The organism is Micromonospora rosaria, from assembly GCF_001567585.1.
Taxonomy (GTDB): Bacteria; Actinomycetota; Actinomycetes; order Mycobacteriales; family Micromonosporaceae; genus Micromonospora; species Micromonospora rosaria.
The window spans coordinates 42719-62139 of sequence record NZ_LRQV01000002.1 but is presented as its reverse complement, the minus strand read 5'-3'; the positions used below and the strand labels follow the sequence as shown (position 1 = coordinate 62139).

The 19421-nt window shown below is 71.0% G+C and carries 16 protein-coding genes, 1 tRNA gene and 1 pseudogene; 9 read left to right on the top strand and 9 right to left on the bottom strand.

Features of this window, described 5'->3' with window-relative positions; all coding sequences use genetic code 11:
- Window positions 1-21 precede the first annotated feature (21 nt).
- The 5 genes from AWW66_RS33300 to AWW66_RS01015 all read right to left on the bottom strand — a co-directional run bounded on the left by AWW66_RS33300 (window position 22) and on the right by AWW66_RS01015 (window position 5431).
- The gene (locus AWW66_RS33300) at window positions 22-1257 is read right to left on the bottom strand and encodes a COG1361 family protein (RefSeq protein WP_067359382.1); all 1236 of its coding nucleotides are present in this window, start codon (window positions 1255-1257) and stop codon (window positions 22-24) included.
- A gap of 450 nt (window positions 1258-1707) precedes the next feature.
- Window positions 1708-2229, bottom strand: a complete 522-nt coding sequence (locus tag AWW66_RS01030; protein ID WP_067359381.1) for a response regulator transcription factor — start codon at window positions 2227-2229, stop codon at window positions 1708-1710.
- Window positions 2181-4391, bottom strand: coding sequence for an ATP-binding protein (locus AWW66_RS01025; RefSeq protein WP_067359380.1), 2211 nt, complete (start codon window positions 4389-4391; stop codon window positions 2181-2183). The genes AWW66_RS01030 and AWW66_RS01025 overlap by 49 nt, the downstream gene beginning before the upstream one ends.
- 204 nt (window positions 4392-4595) lie before the next feature.
- On the bottom strand, window positions 4596-4997 hold the full coding sequence (locus tag AWW66_RS33295; protein WP_157527047.1) for a hypothetical protein: 402 nt from the start codon (window positions 4995-4997) through the stop codon (window positions 4596-4598).
- A 146-nt stretch (window positions 4998-5143) separates the two neighbouring features.
- Window positions 5144-5431, bottom strand: a complete 288-nt coding sequence (locus AWW66_RS01015) for a hypothetical protein (RefSeq protein ID WP_067359379.1) — start codon at window positions 5429-5431, stop codon at window positions 5144-5146.
- A gap of 646 nt (window positions 5432-6077) precedes the next feature.
- Between AWW66_RS01015 and AWW66_RS01010 the strand changes: the two genes are divergently transcribed.
- Both AWW66_RS01010 and AWW66_RS01005 read left to right on the top strand, forming a co-directional pair.
- Entirely contained in the window at window positions 6078-6374 is a 297-nt protein-coding gene (locus AWW66_RS01010; RefSeq protein WP_067359378.1) for a helix-turn-helix domain-containing protein, read from the top strand.
- A gap of 458 nt (window positions 6375-6832) precedes the next feature.
- A complete protein-coding gene (locus AWW66_RS01005; protein WP_067359377.1) occupies window positions 6833-7420 on the top strand; it encodes a GIY-YIG nuclease family protein in 588 nt (195 codons plus the stop codon).
- Between the two features lie 311 nt (window positions 7421-7731).
- Here the strand turns inward: AWW66_RS01005 and AWW66_RS36285 are convergent.
- Window positions 7732-8100: pseudogene (locus tag AWW66_RS36285) on the bottom strand (glycosyltransferase); the annotation flags it as partial.
- 713 nt (window positions 8101-8813) lie between these two features.
- Between AWW66_RS36285 and AWW66_RS34750 the strand changes: the two are divergent.
- Together AWW66_RS34750 and AWW66_RS00990 are read left to right on the top strand one after the other, a co-directional pair.
- On the top strand, window positions 8814-9356 hold the full coding sequence (locus AWW66_RS34750; protein ID WP_211271807.1) for an SRPBCC family protein: 543 nt from the start codon (window positions 8814-8816) through the stop codon (window positions 9354-9356).
- Window positions 9353-10528, top strand: coding sequence for a zinc-dependent alcohol dehydrogenase (locus AWW66_RS00990; protein WP_067359375.1), 1176 nt, complete (start codon window positions 9353-9355; stop codon window positions 10526-10528). Before AWW66_RS34750 ends, AWW66_RS00990 begins: the two co-directional genes overlap by 4 nt.
- Before the next feature lie 212 nt (window positions 10529-10740).
- Here the strand turns inward: AWW66_RS00990 and AWW66_RS00985 are convergent, their stop codons facing one another.
- Window positions 10741-11337: a TetR/AcrR family transcriptional regulator gene (locus tag AWW66_RS00985; RefSeq protein WP_067359374.1), complete on the bottom strand. Its 597-nt coding sequence runs from the start codon at window positions 11335-11337 to the stop codon at window positions 10741-10743.
- A 95-nt stretch (window positions 11338-11432) separates the two neighbouring features.
- Here AWW66_RS00985 and AWW66_RS00980 point away from each other — a divergent pair, with 95 nt between their 5' ends.
- The 3 genes from AWW66_RS00980 to AWW66_RS00970 all read left to right on the top strand — a co-directional run bounded on the left by AWW66_RS00980 (window position 11433) and on the right by AWW66_RS00970 (window position 14086).
- Entirely contained in the window at window positions 11433-12482 is a 1050-nt protein-coding gene (locus AWW66_RS00980) for an NAD(P)-dependent alcohol dehydrogenase (protein ID WP_067359373.1), read from the top strand.
- A 349-nt stretch (window positions 12483-12831) separates the two neighbouring features.
- Window positions 12832-12907, top strand: a tRNA-Arg gene (locus AWW66_RS00975).
- Between the two features lie 318 nt (window positions 12908-13225).
- Window positions 13226-14086 carry a pPIWI-associating nuclease domain-containing protein gene (locus AWW66_RS00970; RefSeq protein WP_083978115.1) on the top strand — a complete coding sequence of 287 codons (861 nt, stop codon included), beginning with the start codon at window positions 13226-13228 and terminating at the stop codon, window positions 14084-14086.
- A gap of 524 nt (window positions 14087-14610) precedes the next feature.
- Here AWW66_RS00970 and AWW66_RS00965 read toward each other — a convergent pair.
- Window positions 14611-15582, bottom strand: a complete 972-nt coding sequence (locus AWW66_RS00965; protein ID WP_067359371.1) for a PaaX family transcriptional regulator — start codon at window positions 15580-15582, stop codon at window positions 14611-14613.
- Between the two features lie 477 nt (window positions 15583-16059).
- Here AWW66_RS00965 and AWW66_RS00960 point away from each other — a divergent pair, with 477 nt between their 5' ends.
- Together AWW66_RS00960 and AWW66_RS00955 are read left to right on the top strand one after the other, a co-directional pair.
- Window positions 16060-17397, top strand: coding sequence for an extracellular catalytic domain type 1 short-chain-length polyhydroxyalkanoate depolymerase (locus tag AWW66_RS00960; RefSeq protein ID WP_211271806.1), 1338 nt, complete (start codon window positions 16060-16062; stop codon window positions 17395-17397).
- 188 nt (window positions 17398-17585) lie between these two features.
- A complete protein-coding gene (locus AWW66_RS00955; RefSeq protein WP_169807037.1) occupies window positions 17586-18035 on the top strand; it encodes an SRPBCC family protein in 450 nt (149 codons plus the stop codon).
- Window positions 18036-18247: 212 nt separating this feature from the next.
- Here the strand turns inward: AWW66_RS00955 and AWW66_RS00950 are convergent, their stop codons facing one another.
- The gene (locus tag AWW66_RS00950) at window positions 18248-19264 is read right to left on the bottom strand and encodes a DUF1996 domain-containing protein (RefSeq protein WP_067359370.1); all 1017 of its coding nucleotides are present in this window, start codon (window positions 19262-19264) and stop codon (window positions 18248-18250) included.
- Between the last annotated feature and the right edge of the window lie 157 nt (window positions 19265-19421).

The window sequence follows — 19421 nt, the reverse complement described above, 5'->3', positions numbered from 1 at the left end:
ACCACCGGCAGACAAGGCGGATCAGCCTGCTGAGCTCTCGTCCACGGGGACCACCAGGGTCATCCGGCGACGCCGGGCAGCGAGGAACAACAGGCCTCCGGCCGCCAGCGCCGCGACGCCGATGCCGCCGATCAGCCCGGCCTGCGGCCCAGTGACCGGCAACCCGCCGTCACCGTCGCCGTCACCGCCACCATCGCCGCCGTCGCCGCCGTCGCCCTTCGCGGCCAGCAGCACGGCGAACCCGTCCTGATTGTCGCTGTGGTCCGCGTCGGCCACCCGTACGGCGACGGCGTTCCCGGGCAGATCGGTCCGCGCAGCCTTGGCGCGGTCGTTCGGAGACCGCTCGGCGAGGCCCTCCACCTGCACGGTGCCGCCCCGCAACGTCGCCGGCGCGGTGGCGGATGCCGCAGTCGTCACCAGGTTGTACAGCTCGACCGCCGAGTAGATCGTGTCGTTCGGATCGGTGTCCTCGGCGGCCGGCACGAGGGTGAGGCTCTCGTAGGTGCAGACCGCCGACCGCCCGGCATCGGCGAGCACACACTGGGTCGGCTGCCTGGTGAAGGTCACCCCCTTGGGCAGGCGCAGCGTGACCCGCACTCCGCTGACCGCCTTCCGGCCCTGGTTGGCGACGGTGTGCCACACCGCACCCGTCTCACCCGGGTTCAGCGTCCCGGTGGGCTCAGGCGTGCCGTCAGCGCCGATCCGCACCGACTTCTTCACGTCTCGGGCGACCACCGAGAGGTCGGCACTGGGCTGGTCGACCAGCACCAGCGGGAACCATCTGGTGTTGTCGGCCGGATTCGCGTCCTTCTCCGGCCCGATGGTGACCGAGACTTCGAATCTGCCCTCGTAGGGCTCCGCAGCCCCGTAGACGGTTGCGTCGACGGGAACGTCGATGGTCTCGCCCGGCCCCGGAATCAACTCCGGTAACAGTCGGCAGTAGAACCCCCCGAAATCGCCGTCGCACTCGCCCACACCTGAATGCCAGAGCAGGGCGACCGGTAGGGGTTCGGGGCCGTGCGGCGGCTGGTGGACCCTGACGACGACGTCGCCCGGAGTCTCGTCGCCCAGGTTGCTGATCTTCAGATAGGCGACCTTCCTCTCGACCCCCAGCGGGATCGTGGTCCCGGACGCGTCGACCGCCAGGTCCGGACCCCTCTTCGCCGCCTCGGCGGGACCGGCGGGGACAGCCACCCCGGCGAGGAAGAGCAGCGCGGCGGCGACAGTTCGCGACAGCCGCCGACGACCACAGCTCATGGCGGATCCCTTCAGGGCGTGCGGGCAGTGTGGTAGAGAACACTATCGGCAATCGGCTTCCATGAGTGCGACCGCGCCATTGAAACCAGAGAAGAGTTGATCCGCGTGGCGCCGGGGTGGCGACTCCCCGCTGTGGACGGACCCAAGACCGGACAGCGGGCCGCTGGCGCCTTCCGAACTCGCGCAGAGACTCCCCCGGCGGACGCCACCCTCGGCCGAACCCGGCCTGACCGGGGGTCTGTCTCGGCAACGGAGACCTCTCTGCTCGTGGTGTGGTCCCGGCTGGGAGAACAGAGCCCCGGGCGATGCGGGAGTGCGTGGGTCAACACGGGGCACGCCCTGCCACCGCAGGTCGCGAGAAGGCCCTCGCGCCCCCGTAGCTCAGGGGGCAGAGCATCGGTTTCCTGAGCACCGGTCAGCATCTGTGGACGGGGCTGTCGCCTGTCGGGTTCAGCGACCCCGCCGATTGCTGATGGTCGACTGATCGGGTCGAGGAAATGGTTCAGCGATGGAGGTGCCGCCTGGGACGCTGCCGACCAGAAGGTCGGCGAGTTCCGTGCGACGGCTGATGCCCAGTTTGGCATTGATTCGGTACAGATGGTTTTCGACGGTACGCACCGACAGGGTCAGCCGCTGGGCGATGTCCCGGTTGGACATGCCCTGCCCGGCCAAGGTGCCGATCTCCCGTTCCCGGTCGGTGAGGGGGAGCTGGTGGATCACGCCGCTCGTCGTGGGAGTCCCGATTCCCTCGCAGCTTCCGATCAGCCGTCGTACCCGCGCCTCCGCCTGGTACGCCGCCCCGCGCTGCTGCGCCCTGCGGTACACGACCGTCGCCTGTGCGGCTGCGTCAGCGGCGGCCAACAGGTCTCCCATTCCTTCCAGCAGGTCCGATGCCGCCTGGATGGCGTCGCCATCGTTCGAGTTCAGCGCGGTGGCGTGGACGGCGGCGGCCTGCGCGCGTGGGCCGTCCACCCGACGGGCCAACACGGTGAGCCGCCCGACGGTCGACCGGTCGCCCAGACACGTCGCCGTGTGCAGGGCCAGGACCTCGTGAGCGGACTGTCCGGTTGCCGCCGCCACCGAGGCGGCCTCCCAGGCGAGGGCGACCCCGCCCTGCTCGCCAGGCCCTGAGCCGCAGCCAACGCAGCCTGCGACAGCAGCAGGTCCGGCCGGAGGAACCGCATCATGGGGTGCTCCCGGGCGCGCAGGGTCGCCGATGCCTCCGCTGCGGCCGTCAGGTCACCGGTGAGAGCCAGTGCGCGGATCAGTGGGATCAGACAGACGTGTTCGAAGCCACCGGCGTGGTCGAACGGCTCGAGTCGCGCGTAGGCCTCACGCAGCCACCGTAGGGCGCTGACCGGCCGACCCCGGGCCAGGAGCACGTCTCCCATCAGTACGCTGGCGATCGCCGTCGGAAGCTCCAGGCCCTGGACCGACTCCCAGCACTCCCGCGCCACGTCCGTGGCCTCTCCGAGGTGGCCCGCCAGGCGCAGGCCGAGCAGCCGCGTGGCGGTCAGCGGGAACTGGAGGAAGGCGTACTGCGCGGCGCGGCCCGCCGCCGCCACTCCAACAGTCACCAGGGGAGCGAGTTCGTCGGCCCGGCCGACGGTGGCCAGCCCGGTGATGTACCCGGTCGTGGCGAGAAGGACGGCTTCGTCGGGCAGCAGCGGCGAGGCGAGTGCCGTCACGGCGGCCTCGATGGCCCGGTGTGGGCGGGCAAGCTGACCGTTGAACAGCGCGCGTAGCGCCATGAGCTGCCGGTGGGCCTCCTCCCCGGAGGTCTGGGACTCGGCGGCATCGAGGAGCGCCTCCGCCTCGGCCGGTCGTGACGCCATCCAGGCCAGGTCGATGGCCCGCGCCACCGTGGCCCGGACCAGGTCCGCGTCCGTCCCGGCAGCCGCCGTCAGCGCCGCGAAGTCGGCGGTGGACGGACGACTCAGCCCGTTGAAGGCACCCATCGCGATCATCGCTGCCTCGAAACCGCCGCCCGCCGCCTCTGCCGCTCGCCCGAGCCGTACCGCCGTGGGCAGGTCGCACAACTGTCCGGCGCGGCGACCCGCCTCGACCAGGAGCCGCCAGTCCGGCGCGAGGTCCGAGTCCAGGGCCAACACGGCGCGCCGGAGGAGGTCGTCGGCCTGGTCGCACCCGGCCTCGGCGAGCGCCTGGCTGACCCGTCCGCGTAACCGCCGCGCCCGCAGGGTCCCCATCCGGACTCGCCTGGCCTCGCCGAAGAGGGGGTGCGCCAACCTGGCTTCGAGCCGTCGCCCCGCCTCCTCGACCCGGATGAGGCCGGACTCCTCGGCCCGTTCGACCGCCGAGGCGTCGGTGAGCCCGGCGAGCAGGCCGACCTCCAGCGGTTCCGCGAGGGCGAGGACGTCGACCACCAGGGCCGCCGGGCCGGTCAACTCGCCCATCCGGGTCGTCACCAGATCCGTCAGCCCGGGTGACATCGACGCACCACCGGACCACCGCCAGATCCCCCGGACCGGCTGCAGCCGGCGGGCCTCGACCTCCCCGGCGACGAAGTGCCGTAGGTACAACAGGTTGCCTCGGGCGACCTCCCACACCCGGCCCACGGTCGTCCGCTCCACCGGGCCGCCCAGGAACTCCTCCAGCAACGATGCGGTCTGCCGCTGCCCGAGGGGCCCCACCTCGAACCGCTCAAGGTGACCGTCATTCCACAGGCGCCCGACGAGGTCCGGCACCGGTTCGCCGGTCCGTACGGTGGCCACCACCACGGCCACGCCCTGCACGGCGAGCTGATGGACGAGGAGCGCCGACGTGTCGTCCAGGAGATGGGCATCGTCGACTCCGAGGAGCACCTGACCGTCCCTCGCACCCGACAGGAACCCGCGCAGGGCTTCGGTCACGAGCCCGGTCGGGTCACCGCGCAGATCACCGAGCAGCCCTGCGAAGGCGCCGAGCGCGAGCCCGCGTGAGGAGAGGGCACCGACGACCCAGCGGGTGGTGACGCCCCGTCCTTCCGCCCGCCCGACCACCTCGCGGGCCAGCCTGGTCTTTCCCACTCCGGCCGGACCGGCCAGCAGAATGCCGCAGCCGGCGCCGTTGCGAAGGACGGCCTCGATCGAATGCAGCTCCGCCTGGCGCTGCACGAACGGCCACGCACGCTCCATAGGAAGAGGTTAATGCCATTGACGGCGATGCGATGAGTCGAACCGGCGACTGTCCGATGCCGGTCCGTCTCTCGACGGCGGCCATCGCCGGTAGGGCCGCCGCTTCCGATCAGTTCACGCGAACGGTCAACGGATGCGGCGGGCCCCCTCGAATCCCCGTCGGTCAGCGCGGAATTTCCACAGATCACGAACTGCGGCGGTGGATCAGTAGTACATGAAGGCGGGGATCAGGCCCGACGGGCTCGGGATGGCGATGAGCGCGCCGGGTCCGACGCCGGCGCTGTTCGCGACGGCGGTCACGTCGTAGACCGAGCCGTAGTTGCCCATCCAGCGCCACTGCAGCGCTGCCGTGGTCTTCGCAGCCGAACATTCCTTCACCAGCGCGATCCCCTCCTCGACGGTGAGGACCTTCTCGCTGCTGGGCGCGTGGCAGGTGGAGGTCGCCGCCGCCACGGGAGCGTTCGGAGGGGCGGCGCCGGCGGTCGGATTGAGAACGACCGTCGACCCGACGAGCAGTACGAGGGGAACACCCGCCAGGGCGGCGATTCGCCAGCGTTGCATGATGGAAACCTCCAGAGGGAATTCGAAGGTGCCCGGGCTGAACACCTGAACCGACGCTAACCACGCCGCAGTGACGTGTCGTGAGTAGCGCGGTACTCAGTTCGCGCGGCGACGCCGACCGGGACCGAGACGGGATGTCGGCAGCCTGCCGAACGGTCAGATGTGGAGCTGATTCGAATCGAGGGCAGGTGTCAGGTCGTCGTCGCGGAATGAGGGTGTGCTGACGACAAGCCCGGTTGCAAGAATCGCTGCCCCTGCACCGGAATGACGGTTGTCCGGGTCGGCTGCGGCGCGCAGGGCTTCATCATCTCGGCAGCTCTCCGCGTGCCGTGGGTACCCGTCCGGCGCGACGCCACCGTCGGCTCCGCCCGCCACCAAGGGCTCGCGACCGACCGGACAACCCGCAGGAATGGGGTCTTGTGTGCCGTGCCCAGCGCGGTGACGCCGACGCCTTCGGTCGGCTCCACCAGCACCACCACGACCGCGTCCTCGGCTACACCATCACGCGGGTCGGCCCCACCAGCGGCCACTGGCCGAGGAGTCCTGATGACCGGAGGACAGGAAATCTGGGTCGGTGGGACTAGACATCTTCTGCGGTGTGGCATACTCTTCTTCGAGTTGAGAGGAAAGATCCGTCACGACGCAGACGGGCCGTCCGGCCGTGAGGTCACGACGGGTGGCGAGGAGAGGGACAAGCTTCACCGTTCCCTCCCGACAGGCAGTAGGAGCACGTCAGACCCGGCGTGACACACGCCGGGGCGCAGGTGGAGCCAAGGCTCTTGTGGGGCTCCACCTGATGTCCGCCGTACGTGTCGGGGCCATGAAGTCGCGTGGGCTCCGGTGCCGGTGGACCGTACGACAGCAAGGGAAAGAAGTAGCAGAGGAAAGGGAGGGCCGTACACCGTTGGATCGCCCGCCGTCGGCCGTCATGTCAGGCCGGGCGGACACCGCAGTTTCCATCGAACGAGAGGTGGTCTCCGGTCACGCTTATGCGATCCTCGCACCCGAAGCCGTCAACGGCGGCTGGTGCGGATACGACAAGCCGACGTCTCTGTCGGCAGGTGTTCTGACCCGTAACCCTGGGCCCCGGCGCGTAAGCGCCGGGGCCCTCGACGTGGAGGTGAAATGGGGCAAAACCCCGATGACATGTTCGGCGATGAGAACTACCCGGCCTACACCATCGGCCAGGCCGCGGAGATGCTCGGCACGACGCAGGACTTCCTGCGTCGTCTGGACGAGGCGAAACTGATCAACCCGCACCGTTCTGGCGGCGGGCACCGCCGCTACTCCCGCTACCAGCTTCGCCTGGCCGCCCGGGCCCGGGAGATGGTTGACCAGGGCACCGCCCTGGAGGCCGCCTGCCGGATCATCATTCTGGAGGACCAACTCGAGGAAGCCCTCCGGCAGAACAAGCAGCAGTAGCGTCGGCTGCGGCGACAGGACTGGCCAGCACGCCCCTCGTGCGAGGTCGTCGGCAGGCGATGAGCCGACCGGCTCGCCAGGCGACGGCCCCGTCCCCGCCCCGGTCCTGGTGATCCCGCTCGTCGTACCTCTTCACACCCGGCCGGCGACCGGGATGCACCTCGACGCTTCCCGTCCCCGCGCTCAGCACTCAGCAGACCCACGCCTTGCTACCGGGCCGCGCCGAAAGCTGAGCGACACCAGGGCCCGACCAGCCGGGCGGCGGCTCGGCTGGCTTCCCGAGCTGGCTTCACCTCAACGGGAGCGCTCATGCCGCCGACGGTGCACGGCCTGCTGATCGGTCTGCCGGTATCCGTGGCCGCCGTTCGCGGCGCTGCCGCATCGTGCGTGGAGCACCCGGCGTCCGCGCTCCCCGGGCCACGATCCGGCCCGGGGGACGCCGCCTAGGATGGTCCCCGATGAGCACTGCCGAGAAACGACCCGACGATGTCCCCTCCGACGGAGCCCGGGTCGAAGAGGCCCTGCGGCTGCTCTCCGGCGTGCCGGTCGGACTCGAGGTCGCCGTGAAGCGGCTCAGCCGGGGCAGCGGTGTCTACGCCTGGTGGGCTGATCCTTCGGTCCTTCCCGACCTCCCTGGGCCGCCGAACGACAACGACCCCTCGCTACGGCTGCTGTATCTCGGACGGGCCACCAGCCTGCGGGGCCGGATCCTGCGGAACCATCTGAGGCGTTCGGGCAGCTCGACGCTGCGCCGTACCCTGGCCGGACTTCTCGTGTCCGAGGGATACCGGACGACCTGGACCGATCGTGTGGTCCTGGTCCCTGAGGACGAGACGCGGCTGACGGCGTGGATGTCCGCGCATCTGCGCCTGACCTGGGCGGAGGACGCGGAGCCGACGACCATCGAGGCCGAACTTGTCCGGCGGCTGCACCCGCCGCTCAACGTCCACGGCGTCGCCCCCGAGCACGTCCAGGCGGCCGTGGTCGCCGCCAAGAACTCGTACAACGCCAGCAGCCGCCCGGCCGACCCCCCGCAAGAGCCGTAACCGGCCGGCGGTGCAGCATCAGCGTGCCGTAGGTCTGTTCCACGATCCACCGCGTGCGTCCCGGCCTGGCCGCGAATGCGAGTGCAGACCAAGCGCCGTTGTTCCATCAACGATGCTTCTCCAGCGCGGGCACCACCGTGGCCGGCGCCGGCATGGCAGCGATCTGCGCAGCGACCTGCTGGGCCGCGGTCCGCATCGCGTCGCCGGTCAGACGAACTCGGCGTCCACCTCGGTAGCCGCGGCGATGACGGCAGGACCGGGATCGCCTTCGTTCGGGCCGGCGAGGGTACTGCGGCTGACAGGACCCGGGGCCGGTCACCGGCGGTCCGGAGCCAGTCGGGGACGGCACCGCCACCGGAAAAGGGGACCGGCCGCATGCTGAGCCCGTCCGCCGCCGGGATGCCGTGCAGGCTGGGCGGTGTCGTGGTGATGGTCAGGGCGGGCGCTGGGACGTCGAGCCCGGCGAAGGCCAGACTGCCCGTCACCGCCCGGAACAGCTCGGCGGCCGGCCACAGCGACGTCTCCTGCAGGGTCGACGCGATCCCCAGGCGGCCGGCGACGACGGCGCCGGCCTCGGTCAGCGACTCGTAGACGATCAGGTCGGGCCGTTCCCGTTCGGCGAGCGCCAGCAGCGGGTCGATCAGGGCCCGGTTGGCGCGGCCGAACAACTCGCCGACCATGCCGTAACCGGCGGCCCCACGCATCTCGGCGCGAGCAGGTCAGCTCCTGGTCCGCCGGGGGCGCCGGCCGGTCGCAGTGACGATGAGTCCTCTCCGACGCCCGCTGAGCCGCCCCGGGCCCGTAGTGCGGTCTCCGCCAGCAGTCGATTGGCGAGGTTCAGGTGGTCTGCGGCGGGTATGCCGGCTCCATAGTTCGCCGCCCGGTTCGCCGCGGAGCGGGAGGCTCGGCCGGGTGCGATCGGATACGGAGGCTACCTGTGACTGGACTGGCAGTCCGAGAGTCAGCAAACGCGAGGCAGGCGGAGGTGCAGCGGCGGGGGCGCGGGCTCGGCTGGATGAGTCTCGGTCTGGGCGTGGCACAGCTGGCGGCGCCGGAGGCGGTGCGCCGGATCAGCGGCGTGGACGACTCCGCGACGTCTCGGGCGGTGGTTCCGCTGGTCGGGGCGCGGGAGCTGGTACACGCGGCCGGGCTCCTGACGAGCCGGCGGAAGGGCGTCTGGGCGTGGACGCGGGTCGTGGGTGACGCGATGGACCTGACGTCGCTCGGAATAGCCATCGCCCACCGCTGCGGGCACCGTCGGCGGCGGCTCCTCGGTGTCACCGGCGCCGTCGTCGGGATCACGGTGCTGGACCTACTGACCGCCGTGCAAGCCACCCGGGCGAGGGCGGTCGGCCCCGGGCCGGCGGTACGGGGCGCACGCGGAGGAGGACCCATGGAGCTGACAGCCACGACGACCGTTCGTAAGCCCTCGCAGGAGGTCTACGCGTTCTGGCGCGATCTGGGCAATCTTCCGACGTTCATGGCTCACCTGGAGGAGGTCCGGTCCACCGGTGGCCGTACGAGCCATTGGTCGGCCAGCGCTCCGTTCGGTAAGAGCGTCGAGTGGGACGCGGAGATCGTCGACGAGGTGGCCGGCGAGAAGATCGCGTGGCGGTCGACCGGGAACCCCGACGTGCCGAACGCCGGTACGGTCCGGTTCGTGCCCGCCCCCGACGGCGTGAGCACCGAGGTACACGTCCTGCTGACCTATGACATTCCGGGTGGAGCGGTCGGCAAGGCGGTGGCCAAGTACTTCGGCGAGGAACCGCACCAGCAGCTCGACGACGATCTGCGCCGGCTCAAGCAGGTGCTGGAGACCGGCGAGGTGCTCCGCTCCGAGGGCGCCCCGTGGGGCAAGCGGGCCCGCAAGGAGTTCCCGCAGCGTCCGGCGCAACCGCTGTCGGATTCCGAGCTCGCGAAGGGAGCGGACGCGTGAGGGCGAACACCTGGGCGGGCCGCAACAAGGTCAAGGTCCGTGACGTACCGGACCCGAAGATCCTGAACAAGCGCGATGCGATCGTAAAGATCACCTCCACCGCGATCTGTGGCTCGGACCTGCATCTGGTGGACGGATATGTCCCCACGATGCAGAACGGCGACATCATGGGCCACGAGTTCATGGGCGAGGTGATCGAGGTCGGATCGGGAGTGCCCGCGGACAAGCTACGGGTCGGCGACCGGGTCGTCGTGCCGTTCCCCATCGCCTGCGGCGCGTGCGGCGCCTGCGCCGCCGAGCTGTACTCCTGCTGCGAGAACTCCAACCCCAACGCCGGGATCGCGGAGAAGATGTTCGGTCACCCGGTCGCCGGGATCTTCGGCTACTCGCATCTGACGGGCGGCTTCGCCGGCGGTCAGGCGCAGTACGCGCGGGTGCCGTTCGCCGACGTCGGTCCGTTGAAGATCGAGTCCGACCTGACCGACGAGCAGGTGCTGTTCCTCTCAGACATCCTGCCAACCGGCTTCATGGGTGCCGACCTGTGTGACATCCAGTCCACCGACGTGGTGGCGGTGTGGGGCGCGGGCCCGGTCGGGCAGTTCGCCATGGACAGCGCCCGGGTGCTCGGCGCCGCGAAGGTCATCGCCATCGACAAGGAGCCGTACCGGCTGCAGATGGCGGAACGGGCGGGCCACACGACGATCAACTTCGACGAGGTCGACGTGCGGTCCCGCCTGCTGGAGATGACCGGCGGGCGGGGACCGGACAAGTGCATCGACGCGGTGGGCATGGAGGCGACCCACGGTGCCGCGCACGTCCACGCCTACGACCGGGTCAAGCAGGCGGTACGCCTGGAAACCGAGCGCCCCCACGCGCTGCGGCAGGCGATCCTGTCGTGCCGCAGCGGTGGCATCGTGTCGGTGATCGGCGCGTACGGCGGCTTCCTCGACAAGTTTCCCGCCGGCGCGTGGATGAACCGGGCGCTGACCCTGCGTACCGGGCAATGCCACGTGCAGCGTTACATGAAGCCGCTGCTGCAGCGCATCGAGCGCGGCGAGATCGACCCGACCCGGGTCATCACCCACACCCTGCCGCTCGACGAGGCCGAACGCGGCTTCGACATCTTCAAGAACAAGCAGGACCACTGCGAGAAGGTCGTCCTCAAACCCTGACGATCACCCGCATCCGGCGACGCCGGCGTGCGCGGTGGCCGGACGCGGCCTCTACCCGGAGGCGCCGGTCATGCTGACTCGCATGACGGCGACCACAGGCCAGCGGCTATCGCTACGAACAGGAGCACCGGCGACGCGGCGACAGTGCCGAGCACCATCCCCGGGAGTGTGTCGAGATGACACACTCCCCGGTCCGTGATCGCGGTCGACAGTCAGGCCTGCGGCGTGGTGGTCGGTGAGATCGCCCCGCGCACGCATGCGGCCAGGAGTGTGCGCCGCCGGTCGTGGTCCTCATCGGGTTCGTCGGCGGTCGCGGCGTAGACGACGCTCGCCGCCGACCAGGAGAACGCCATGCTGAGGACCAGGGTGAACAGGTCGAAGGGGTCGCCCGCCCGCACTCTGCCGGCGGCCTGTGCCCGGGCGATCGCCGTCAGCTTCGGCTCGTGGTCGGCTGCCCGGCCCAGGCCGCCGGTGGGCTGCCGTTCCAGGCGCAGCCATGTCAGCAGCCGGACCAGCTGCGGGTTGCGCAGGTTCTCGTCGTACATCGCCACCGCCGATCCGGGCAGGTCGTCCGCGTCGAACGGGATCGCGTCCATGAGTTGACGCGCGCGGTCGGCGATGACGGCGTCGAACAGGCCGTCCTTGTTGCCGAAGTAGCCGTACATCTGGGCCTTGTTCGTGCGCGCCGCTGCGGTGATGCGGTCGATCCGGGCTCCGGCGATGCCTCGTTCGGCGAACTCGGCGGCGGCGGCGTCCAGGATGCGGCGACTGGTGGCTGCGCCCTTGGCGGTTACGGGACCTGGGGACATGGAACCACTCTAACTAACCGACGAGTCGGTTGCTTTCGGCGCGCCAGCCGTCTACGTTGAGAAAAGACAGAACAGTTTGTTTGGAGGGGGTTCCCGTGCGGACGACCATCGGATGGCAGAGCGTGGACGGTACTGCCGCCCTGCAGCGGGCGGCGTTCGAGCGGCGGGATCTGCGCAGCGACGACATCGCGGTCCGCATCGACTACTGCGGCGTCTGCCACAGCGACCTGCACCTCCTCAGCGGCATGATGCCGCACTACAAGAATGCCGCCGGCATCGTGCCCGGCCACGAGTTCACCGGCACGGTCGCCGCCGTCGGCGCCGCAGTGACCCGCTTCGCTCCCGGCGATCAGGTCGCCGTCGGCACCCTCATCGACTCATGCGGGGCCTGCCGCATGTGCCAGGTCGGCCAGGAAAACTTCTGCCACGCGGGCCCGACCAGCACGTACGGCAGTCCCGACCGGATCGACGGCACGATCACCAAGGGGGCGTACAGCCGCGAGTACGTGCTGCGGGAGAAGTTCGCGTACCCGTTGCCCGACGGCCTCGACCCGGCCGGCGCGGCTCCGCTGATGTGCGCCGGCATCACCATGTGGGAGCCGCTGCGCGAGGCGGGAATCGGCCCTGACAGCCGGGTGGCGGTCGCCGGCCTCGGGGGCCTCGGCCATCTCGGTGTCAAGCTCGCCGCTGCGCTCGGCGCTGAGGTGACCGTCCTGAGCCGTACCCCCGGCAAGTCCGACGACGCCCGCAAGCTCGGCGCCACCGATCTGCTCGCCACCACCGACGACGCCCAGCTCGCGCGGGCCGCCGGCAGCTTCGACCTCATCCTGGACACCATCTCCGGCCCGCACGACCTGTCGCCGTTGCTGCGGCTGCTGACTCTCAACGGCACTCTCAGCGTGCTCGGCTTCCCCATGCAGACTCCGGTGAACCTCATGGAGCTGACCTCCGGCCGCAAGAAGCTCAGCTCATCGGGGACCGGCGGCACCAGGCACACGGCCGAACTGTTGTCCTTCGCCGCTGAGCACGACATCACCGCCGACATCGAGCTGCTGCCCTCCGCCCAGATCCAGCAGGCCTTCGACCGCCTCGAACGCGGCGACGTCCGCTACCGCTTCGTGCTGGACCTCGCCGACCTGGACTGACACCACCGCCGCCGACAACTCCCACCACCAGTTCTGGCTCTTCCGCACCGACGCCTGCACGGCCACGGAGCGGCCCGCGCCGAGAGGCACGGGCCGCTCCGGCGCGTCCCCTGAAATCTGATCTCCGCTGATGCGCGCGCCGTGTGCTCGCCAGCAGAGACCACCACCGGCCAACCGGTACCAACACGGTTCACCACGGCCGACCGCCGGTCGAAAACCGGGTACGTGTGCTCGAGATGTGGTCCTGGCTGGAAGAACAGCGCCCGGACGACGCGGGCGACCCCGGGTCAATGCGGGCCACGCCCTGCCACCCCAGGTGAACCCCCAGGTCGCTAGACTAGGCCCTCGCGCCCCCGTAGCTCAGGGGATAGAGCATCGGTTTCCTAAACCGTGTGTCGCAGGTTCGAATCCTGCCGGGGGCACCATTGCGAGGCTCTGACCAGCAAGAATTTCGACAATGCATAGATCTTCCGCTATGGAGTTCTGAGTCGCCCCCCGAGAACCCCCCCAGTAACGCAGGCGGGCGACCAGGTTCGGCAGTCTAGGTGGACCGCAACATGGGCGAGCGTGGGCGACGGCCGACATGGCGGTCGCTGGCGGACCGGCCGCGTCTCCACACCTTGATCTTGGTCCCACTCGCCCCGCGCGAAACTCCGAGAACATGTCGGACGCCCGCCGTAACATTGGCGCGGACATCGGAGGTCAGGGTGCCACGGAAGATTACCCCTGCGCAGTACAAGCGCATGATCGACGACGAGAACCGCAGGCGGAAGAAGGCCGTCGACGACTACAACCGCCAGGTCCGCGCGCACAACCGTGAGCTGCAGCGGGTCGTCGACAAGCACAACCGCGAGGTGCGCGCGCACAACGCGCGGGTGCGTTCCAATCGGCAGCGACTGGCCACCGAGATCGCGCGGCTCAACCGCCAGCGGTCGGCGACCCGCTACGTCACCGTGCAGACCTCCGCCATCGCGCTGCACACCGCGTACGCCCTCGTCGACGAGCAGTCCGAGCAGTGGAACGAGCGCGGGCAGGAGCTGGCCGATCTGGCGGAAGCCGAGACTGCTAACAGCGCGCAGGTCGTCAACACCCTGCTGGGCGAGTCGGATGCCGATGCGGAGGGCATCGAGGAGACGTCACTCACCGACGAGCTGTCCGCGCTGTCAGCGGACCTGCACTCACGTTGGGAAGGCGCACGGTTCGCAATCAACCCGCGCAATCCTGACGCCGCGCGGCACTTCTGCACGAGCGCCCGCGAGGTCATCGTGGAGTTGCTCAACCTGGCGGCGCCCGACGCCGCGGTGTTGGGCGCCAAGCCGGACTGCAAGCGAGGACCGGACGGAGTGCAGGTCGCACGTCGGGAGAAAATCAACTACTTGCTCGACCGCAACGGCGCTAGCTACGAGGCCCTGGGCGACTTCGTGGAGACGAACGTCAACGACGTGATGAACCTGTTTTCCCAGTTCAATAAGGGCACGCATGGTGCTGCGGGACGCTTCGACATCCCCACCCTACGGACGATCAAGCACCGCGTGGAGGACTCCATCCGGTTCCTGTCCTCGCTGGTCCGAGGTGTCCAGCTGTCAAGCGGCGACGTCGGGTAGAGCCCCACGGCGCAAAGCCGTATCACCCGGTGGGCGGTACGGCTGGCCCCGGACGTCGAGGGCAACGAGTTTTGTTGTGGACTGAAGGGCCGGGAGAGCTGCCCCGGTTCCGTGTCCGCCGGTCACGGTGGGCGCGCCCGGGATCGCCGCGCCACGGCCGCGATACGCCATCAACGCTGCCGCCGGGCCGGGTACGCCGCTGAGCCGGCCGAGGTGTCCCGCTGGGAGGGGCGGCAGGCAGAGCCCGCTCCAGAGGACCACTCCTGCATCGAACGACCGTCTCCATGTCCGTGAGGACAAGGAAGTAGGGCGACGCAGCAGGAGGCGTACGCCATGGGCGGCGAGGACCGAGCCGCCGACTCCCCACAACATCTGGAACACGTCCCGGGGGGCATGGGCCTGCCTAACCGAAGGGCCCGGTGAACAACCGGGTCGAGGCGTGGCCGGGGCGGCAGGCACCAGTCGTGACCTTCGGCGTGAGCGAGGCGGCACCGGGCGCATCGCCCGCTGCCCGGCCCGCCCGGCTACCGGTCCGTGCCCTGCTCGGTGGGCGCGAGGGTGCCGAGGTCGGCGACCGTGTGGGCGCGAATGTCGACGCGCGCCCCGGCGGCGTACCGCTCGGCGACGGCGCGGACGTGGTCCTGCGCGGGTTCGGCGAGCCCGTCGTACACCGCGACGAAGGCGGCGCGGGCGTCGTGCCGGGGCAGCCCGGCCGGCATCACCTCGGCGGGCAGGAGCGGGTCCAGGGTCGGGAAGCGGCGGTACGCGTCCATGACCTCGGTGCGGGCCCGGACGGCCGCCGCGCCGGTGACGTCCCCCGCCCGGACGTGGGGCAGCAGGGCGGTCCAGTGCCGGATGAAGGCGTCGTACTGCCGGGCGAGGCCGGCGGTGTCCCAGGCGTCGATCGGGGCCCGGTTGCCGGCGGCCTCGATGTCGACCTGGCGGGCGCGGAACACGCTGGTGGCGCCGAGCGCGACGGTCGAGAGCGCGGCCCGGGACGTGTCGTCCAGCTCGTGCGGGGACACCCACAGCCCGTCGTACAGCGGGGCGTACCCCAGCCAGCGGAGCTGGCCCCGCAGGGCACGGCGCTCGGCGGTCGCCTCCTGCGGCAGGGAGAACGCGACCAGGGTCCACCAGCCGTCCCAGGACTCCGCCTCGGCGGCGAACCGGGCGATCCGGCCACCACCGTGGGCGAGGTTGTCGGCGGCGGGTCGGGTCAGCCGGTAGGAGCTGTGGCGGCCGTGCCGGCCGCTGTCGAGGACGCCCCGGCGGGCCAGGCGGCTGATGGCGGTCCGGGCGCCGGCGGTGGTGACGCCCGACTCGGCCAGCAGCGCCACCAGGGCGGCGGAGGGCAGCCAGGAGCGGGTCCGCAGGGTGTAGTCGGCCAGCAGCGTCACGGCCAGGCTCTGCGGTGAGCTGCCGGCCTGTCTGCGCGGCAGGACGGCGTCGGCCGCGGCGTCCCGGAGGATCTCCTCGATGCTGAACGGGCTGACCACGCGACACTCCGGCGCAGATCGGGGTGGACACCAGTGTCCTGGCCGCCCCGATTATCGCAGCCGCCCCACTGTGGACGCCGCCCGCGCCCGTGTCACCGGGGCACCCGGACTGCGGGCGACCCGTGCCACGGAGGCGTTCGGGCCGTGGGCGTGCGGGCAGCGGAAACAGCACCCCTGCCCATCGGCATCAATCGATTGACAGTTCCGTGGACCGGGAGAAGAATAACTGCCACACGTCTGGTGCTGTGGGAGCCGGCGACACCGACGGGGACCGCGACCGACCCTTCCCGGGCGAGGGGGACCGGCCGGCGGATTCCCGGCACCGGCACGCCCCCGGTCATCTCCACCGTCGACCGGATGCTCGACGGTGGGGCCGGTCCGGCGTGTCGTTTCCGAGCACGGTGCGGTGCCACCTCCGGCGGTCTGCCGGCCGGTGACGCGCGCACCGCCCATGAGGCAGCAGAGGGAGTGAGACGCGTGAGAACCCATCGCCGGCTGCTGGCCGGCTGCGCCGCGTTCGTCGCGGTGATCGGCCTGGCGCAGGTACTGCCAGGTCTGGCCACCCCGGCCGTCGCGGCGTCGCTGGTCGAGGTGACCAGCTTCGGCAACAACCCGGGCGGGATGCGGATGCACGTCTACGTGCCCGACGTCCGCCCGGCCAACCCCGCGATCGTGGTGGCCATGCACGGCTGCGGCGGCTCCGGGCCGGGCTTCTACTCGAGCAGCGAGTTCGCCGCGCTGGCCGACCAGTACGGCTTCGTCGTCATCTACCCGACCGCCACCCAGCAGGCCGGGTTCGGCAACTGCTTCGACACCTGGTCCGAGGCGGCCAAGCGGCGCGGCGGCGGCAGCGACCCGGTGTCGATCCTGTCGATGATCAGCTACGTCCAGCGGCAGTACGGCGGTGACCCCAACCGGGTGTACGCCACCGGCAGTTCCTCCGGCGGCATGATGACCAACCAGATGCTCGCCCTGCACCCCGACGTGTTCAAGGCCGGGGCGGCGTTCATGGGGGTGCCGTACAACTGCTTCGCCAACGCGGCCGACTACCCGCCGGGGGCCAGCAGGTGCACCGGCGGAAGCATGGACCGGACCCCGCAGCAGTGGGGGGACGCGGTCCGGCAGGCGTACCCGGGCTTCACCGGCGTCCGGCCCCCGGTGCAGTTGTGGCACGGCACCAACGACACCTTCGTGCCGTACCAGCTGTTGCAGGAGACGATCGAGCAGTGGACCGACGTGTTCGGCCTCAGCCAGACTCCGACGTCCACGGACACCCCGCGCGCCGGCTGGAACCGCCGTCGGTTCGCCGACACCACCGGCACCGTCCGGGTCGAGGCGTACAGCATCCAGGGTGCCGGGCACAGCCTGCCGTCCGCCGGCATGGCGGCGTCGGCGATCGCGTTCTTCGGTCTCACCGGCACCCCGCCGACCACACCCCCGGTCACCCCGCCCACCACGCCGCCCACCACCCCGCCGACCACGCCTCCGGTCACCCCGCCCACCACCACCCCACCGGTCACCGGGGCCTGCTCGGCGAGCTACCGGCAGGTCAGCTCGTGGCAGGGCGGCTTCCAGGGTGAGGTCACCGTCCGCGCCGGCACCTCGGCCGTCAACGGCTGGACCGTCGGGCTGACCTTCCCCGGCGGGGTCACCGTCAGCCAACTGTGGAACGGCACGCTCTCCGGCAGCGGCCCCGCCTACACCGTCCGGAACGTCTCCTACAACGGCGCGATCGGCGCGAACGGCTCGACCGTCTTCGGCTTCCTCGCCAGCGGTACCGCCAGCACGCCGACGCTCACCTGCGCCAGCCCGTGACCTGTCCGCCGCCCCGGCGGCGCCGGCGGGACCGCCCCACAGGGCGGACCCCACCGGACGCCGCCGGGGCGGCCACCGGCCGGGTGTAGCCGACGGGCCGGTACGCGGAGGGCCTCACACCACGCGGAGTCCGCAGGGTGCGGCCTCGACGGAACCGGCCGCCCCGAATCGTGCCTACGATGTGGTGCATGTCGATGACGGTCGAGTCGATAACGGTCGAACGGCGCGTCCAGTCCGACCGTGGCACCGTGTGGCGGACGATGAGCGACCTCGACCGGTGGGCGGAGCTGGTGCCCACCGTGACGGAGATCAGCCGGATCGACGGCACCGGGCCGATCACGGTCGGGAGCCGCTTCCGGGTACGCCAGCCGGGGCTGATGGCCGCGACGTACGAGATCACCGACTGGCGCCCGGAGGAGGGGTTCACCTGGGTGGCCCGCTCGGCGGGTGTCCGGACCAGGGCGGACCACTGGCTGCGGTCGGACGGGGCCGCCGTGCGGCTGCGGTTGGGCATCGAGTGGACGGGTGCCGGATCACGCCTGGTGCGGCTGCTGTACGGCAGGCGCACCCGGCGCTACCTCGAACAGGAGGCCGCCGCCTTCGCGCGGCTGGCCGAGCGCCCCGACGGTGAGCGGTAGCGCCGACGGTGAGCGGTAGCGCCGACGGGTCGGTCGGGCCGCGCCACGGCCCAGCCGGGGAGCCCGCCGAGGGGCAGGACGGCATCCGGACCAGGTGTAGGGCGGCCCCGACACGCCGTGTCGGGGCCGCCCGGCGACGGCCGGTGGGTGCGGGTTCGTCTCCGGTCAGGGGCCGGTCGGTGTGCCCGGGGCCGGCGGCGTGATCCCGACGGTCACTGCTGGATCCACTGCCCGTTGGTGCCGCAGACGTACCCGGCGACGATGCAGTTCTCCACCCGGTACCGCAGGGCCGCCACGTCCCAGGCGTTGAAGAAGTCCCCGTGGAACGTGTACCCGGGGGCGGTGGTGACGTTGGCGCCGTTGCGGGTACCGGCCAGGGTGAGCCCACCGCCGGTGACCGGGTACGTGATCAGGAACTCCAGCCTCGGCACCGGCACCGGGTGGCTGGCCGGGCAGGTGCCGCCGAGCCCGCCGAGGCCGAACGCCATGTGGCTCTTGTGGTCGGCGCTGTCCAGGTTCCGCCCGTCCCAGCAGGTCGGGAAGTCGAGGTACGTCTCCAGTTTCGAGCCGGCCGGGCAGGCGAGGAAGTCCCGGCTGGACTGGCTCTGCCCCCGGCAGGACCAGCGGGCCGCCGGGTTCTGGTCGGCGGAGGTGGCCAGCGGGTTGCCGACCACCATCTTCAGCCCCTGCGGGTGCGGCTTGACGTTGAGCCGGTCGGTGATCCCCTGGTAGTAGATGGTGACCGACTCGGGGGCGACCGGCCGGCCGTTCTGGTACAGCGTCGGCACCCAGTACGCGGAGCGGTCCGCCTGCGGGTCACAGTTCGTCCCGCCGTTCACCAGCGAGGCGAGGTTCGTGTACGCGTTGGTGGTCAGGTTGCCGAAGAACTCGTGCACGTGCGAGGCGCCCGCCTGGCCGGGGCGCACGATCGGGTCGTCGGGGGAACGGCCCTTGCTCGCGCAGTTGGCCCGGAACTCCGAGCCGCGTACCGGGGCCGCCTGGAGGGCCAGCGCGGCGGCCTCCTGCTCCGGGCTGAGCTCGTACCGGTGGTCGGCGTGGCTGTCGGTGACGGCCGGGCCGCCGGTGGTGGGCCGGGCGTCGGCGGCCTCGCGGTCGGCGACCGTCCCGGCGGCGGCCAGGGTCAGCAGGGCGACGCCGAGCGCGCCGACGCGGCGCAGCCAGTGGTGTCGGGTCGGGCCGGCGACGCTGCGCCGTCCGGTGAGCGGCATGACTCCTCCTCGCCCGGGTGGCGGGGGTGGCCCGGCCGGCCCGGGGTTGACGGGGCGGATTCGTGAGAGCGCTCTCCAGGTCTTGATAAGGGCAAGCAACGACATCTGTCAATGAAAAGAAGCCGAATTCCAGTTACGGCACGAATCCCCCGCCCGC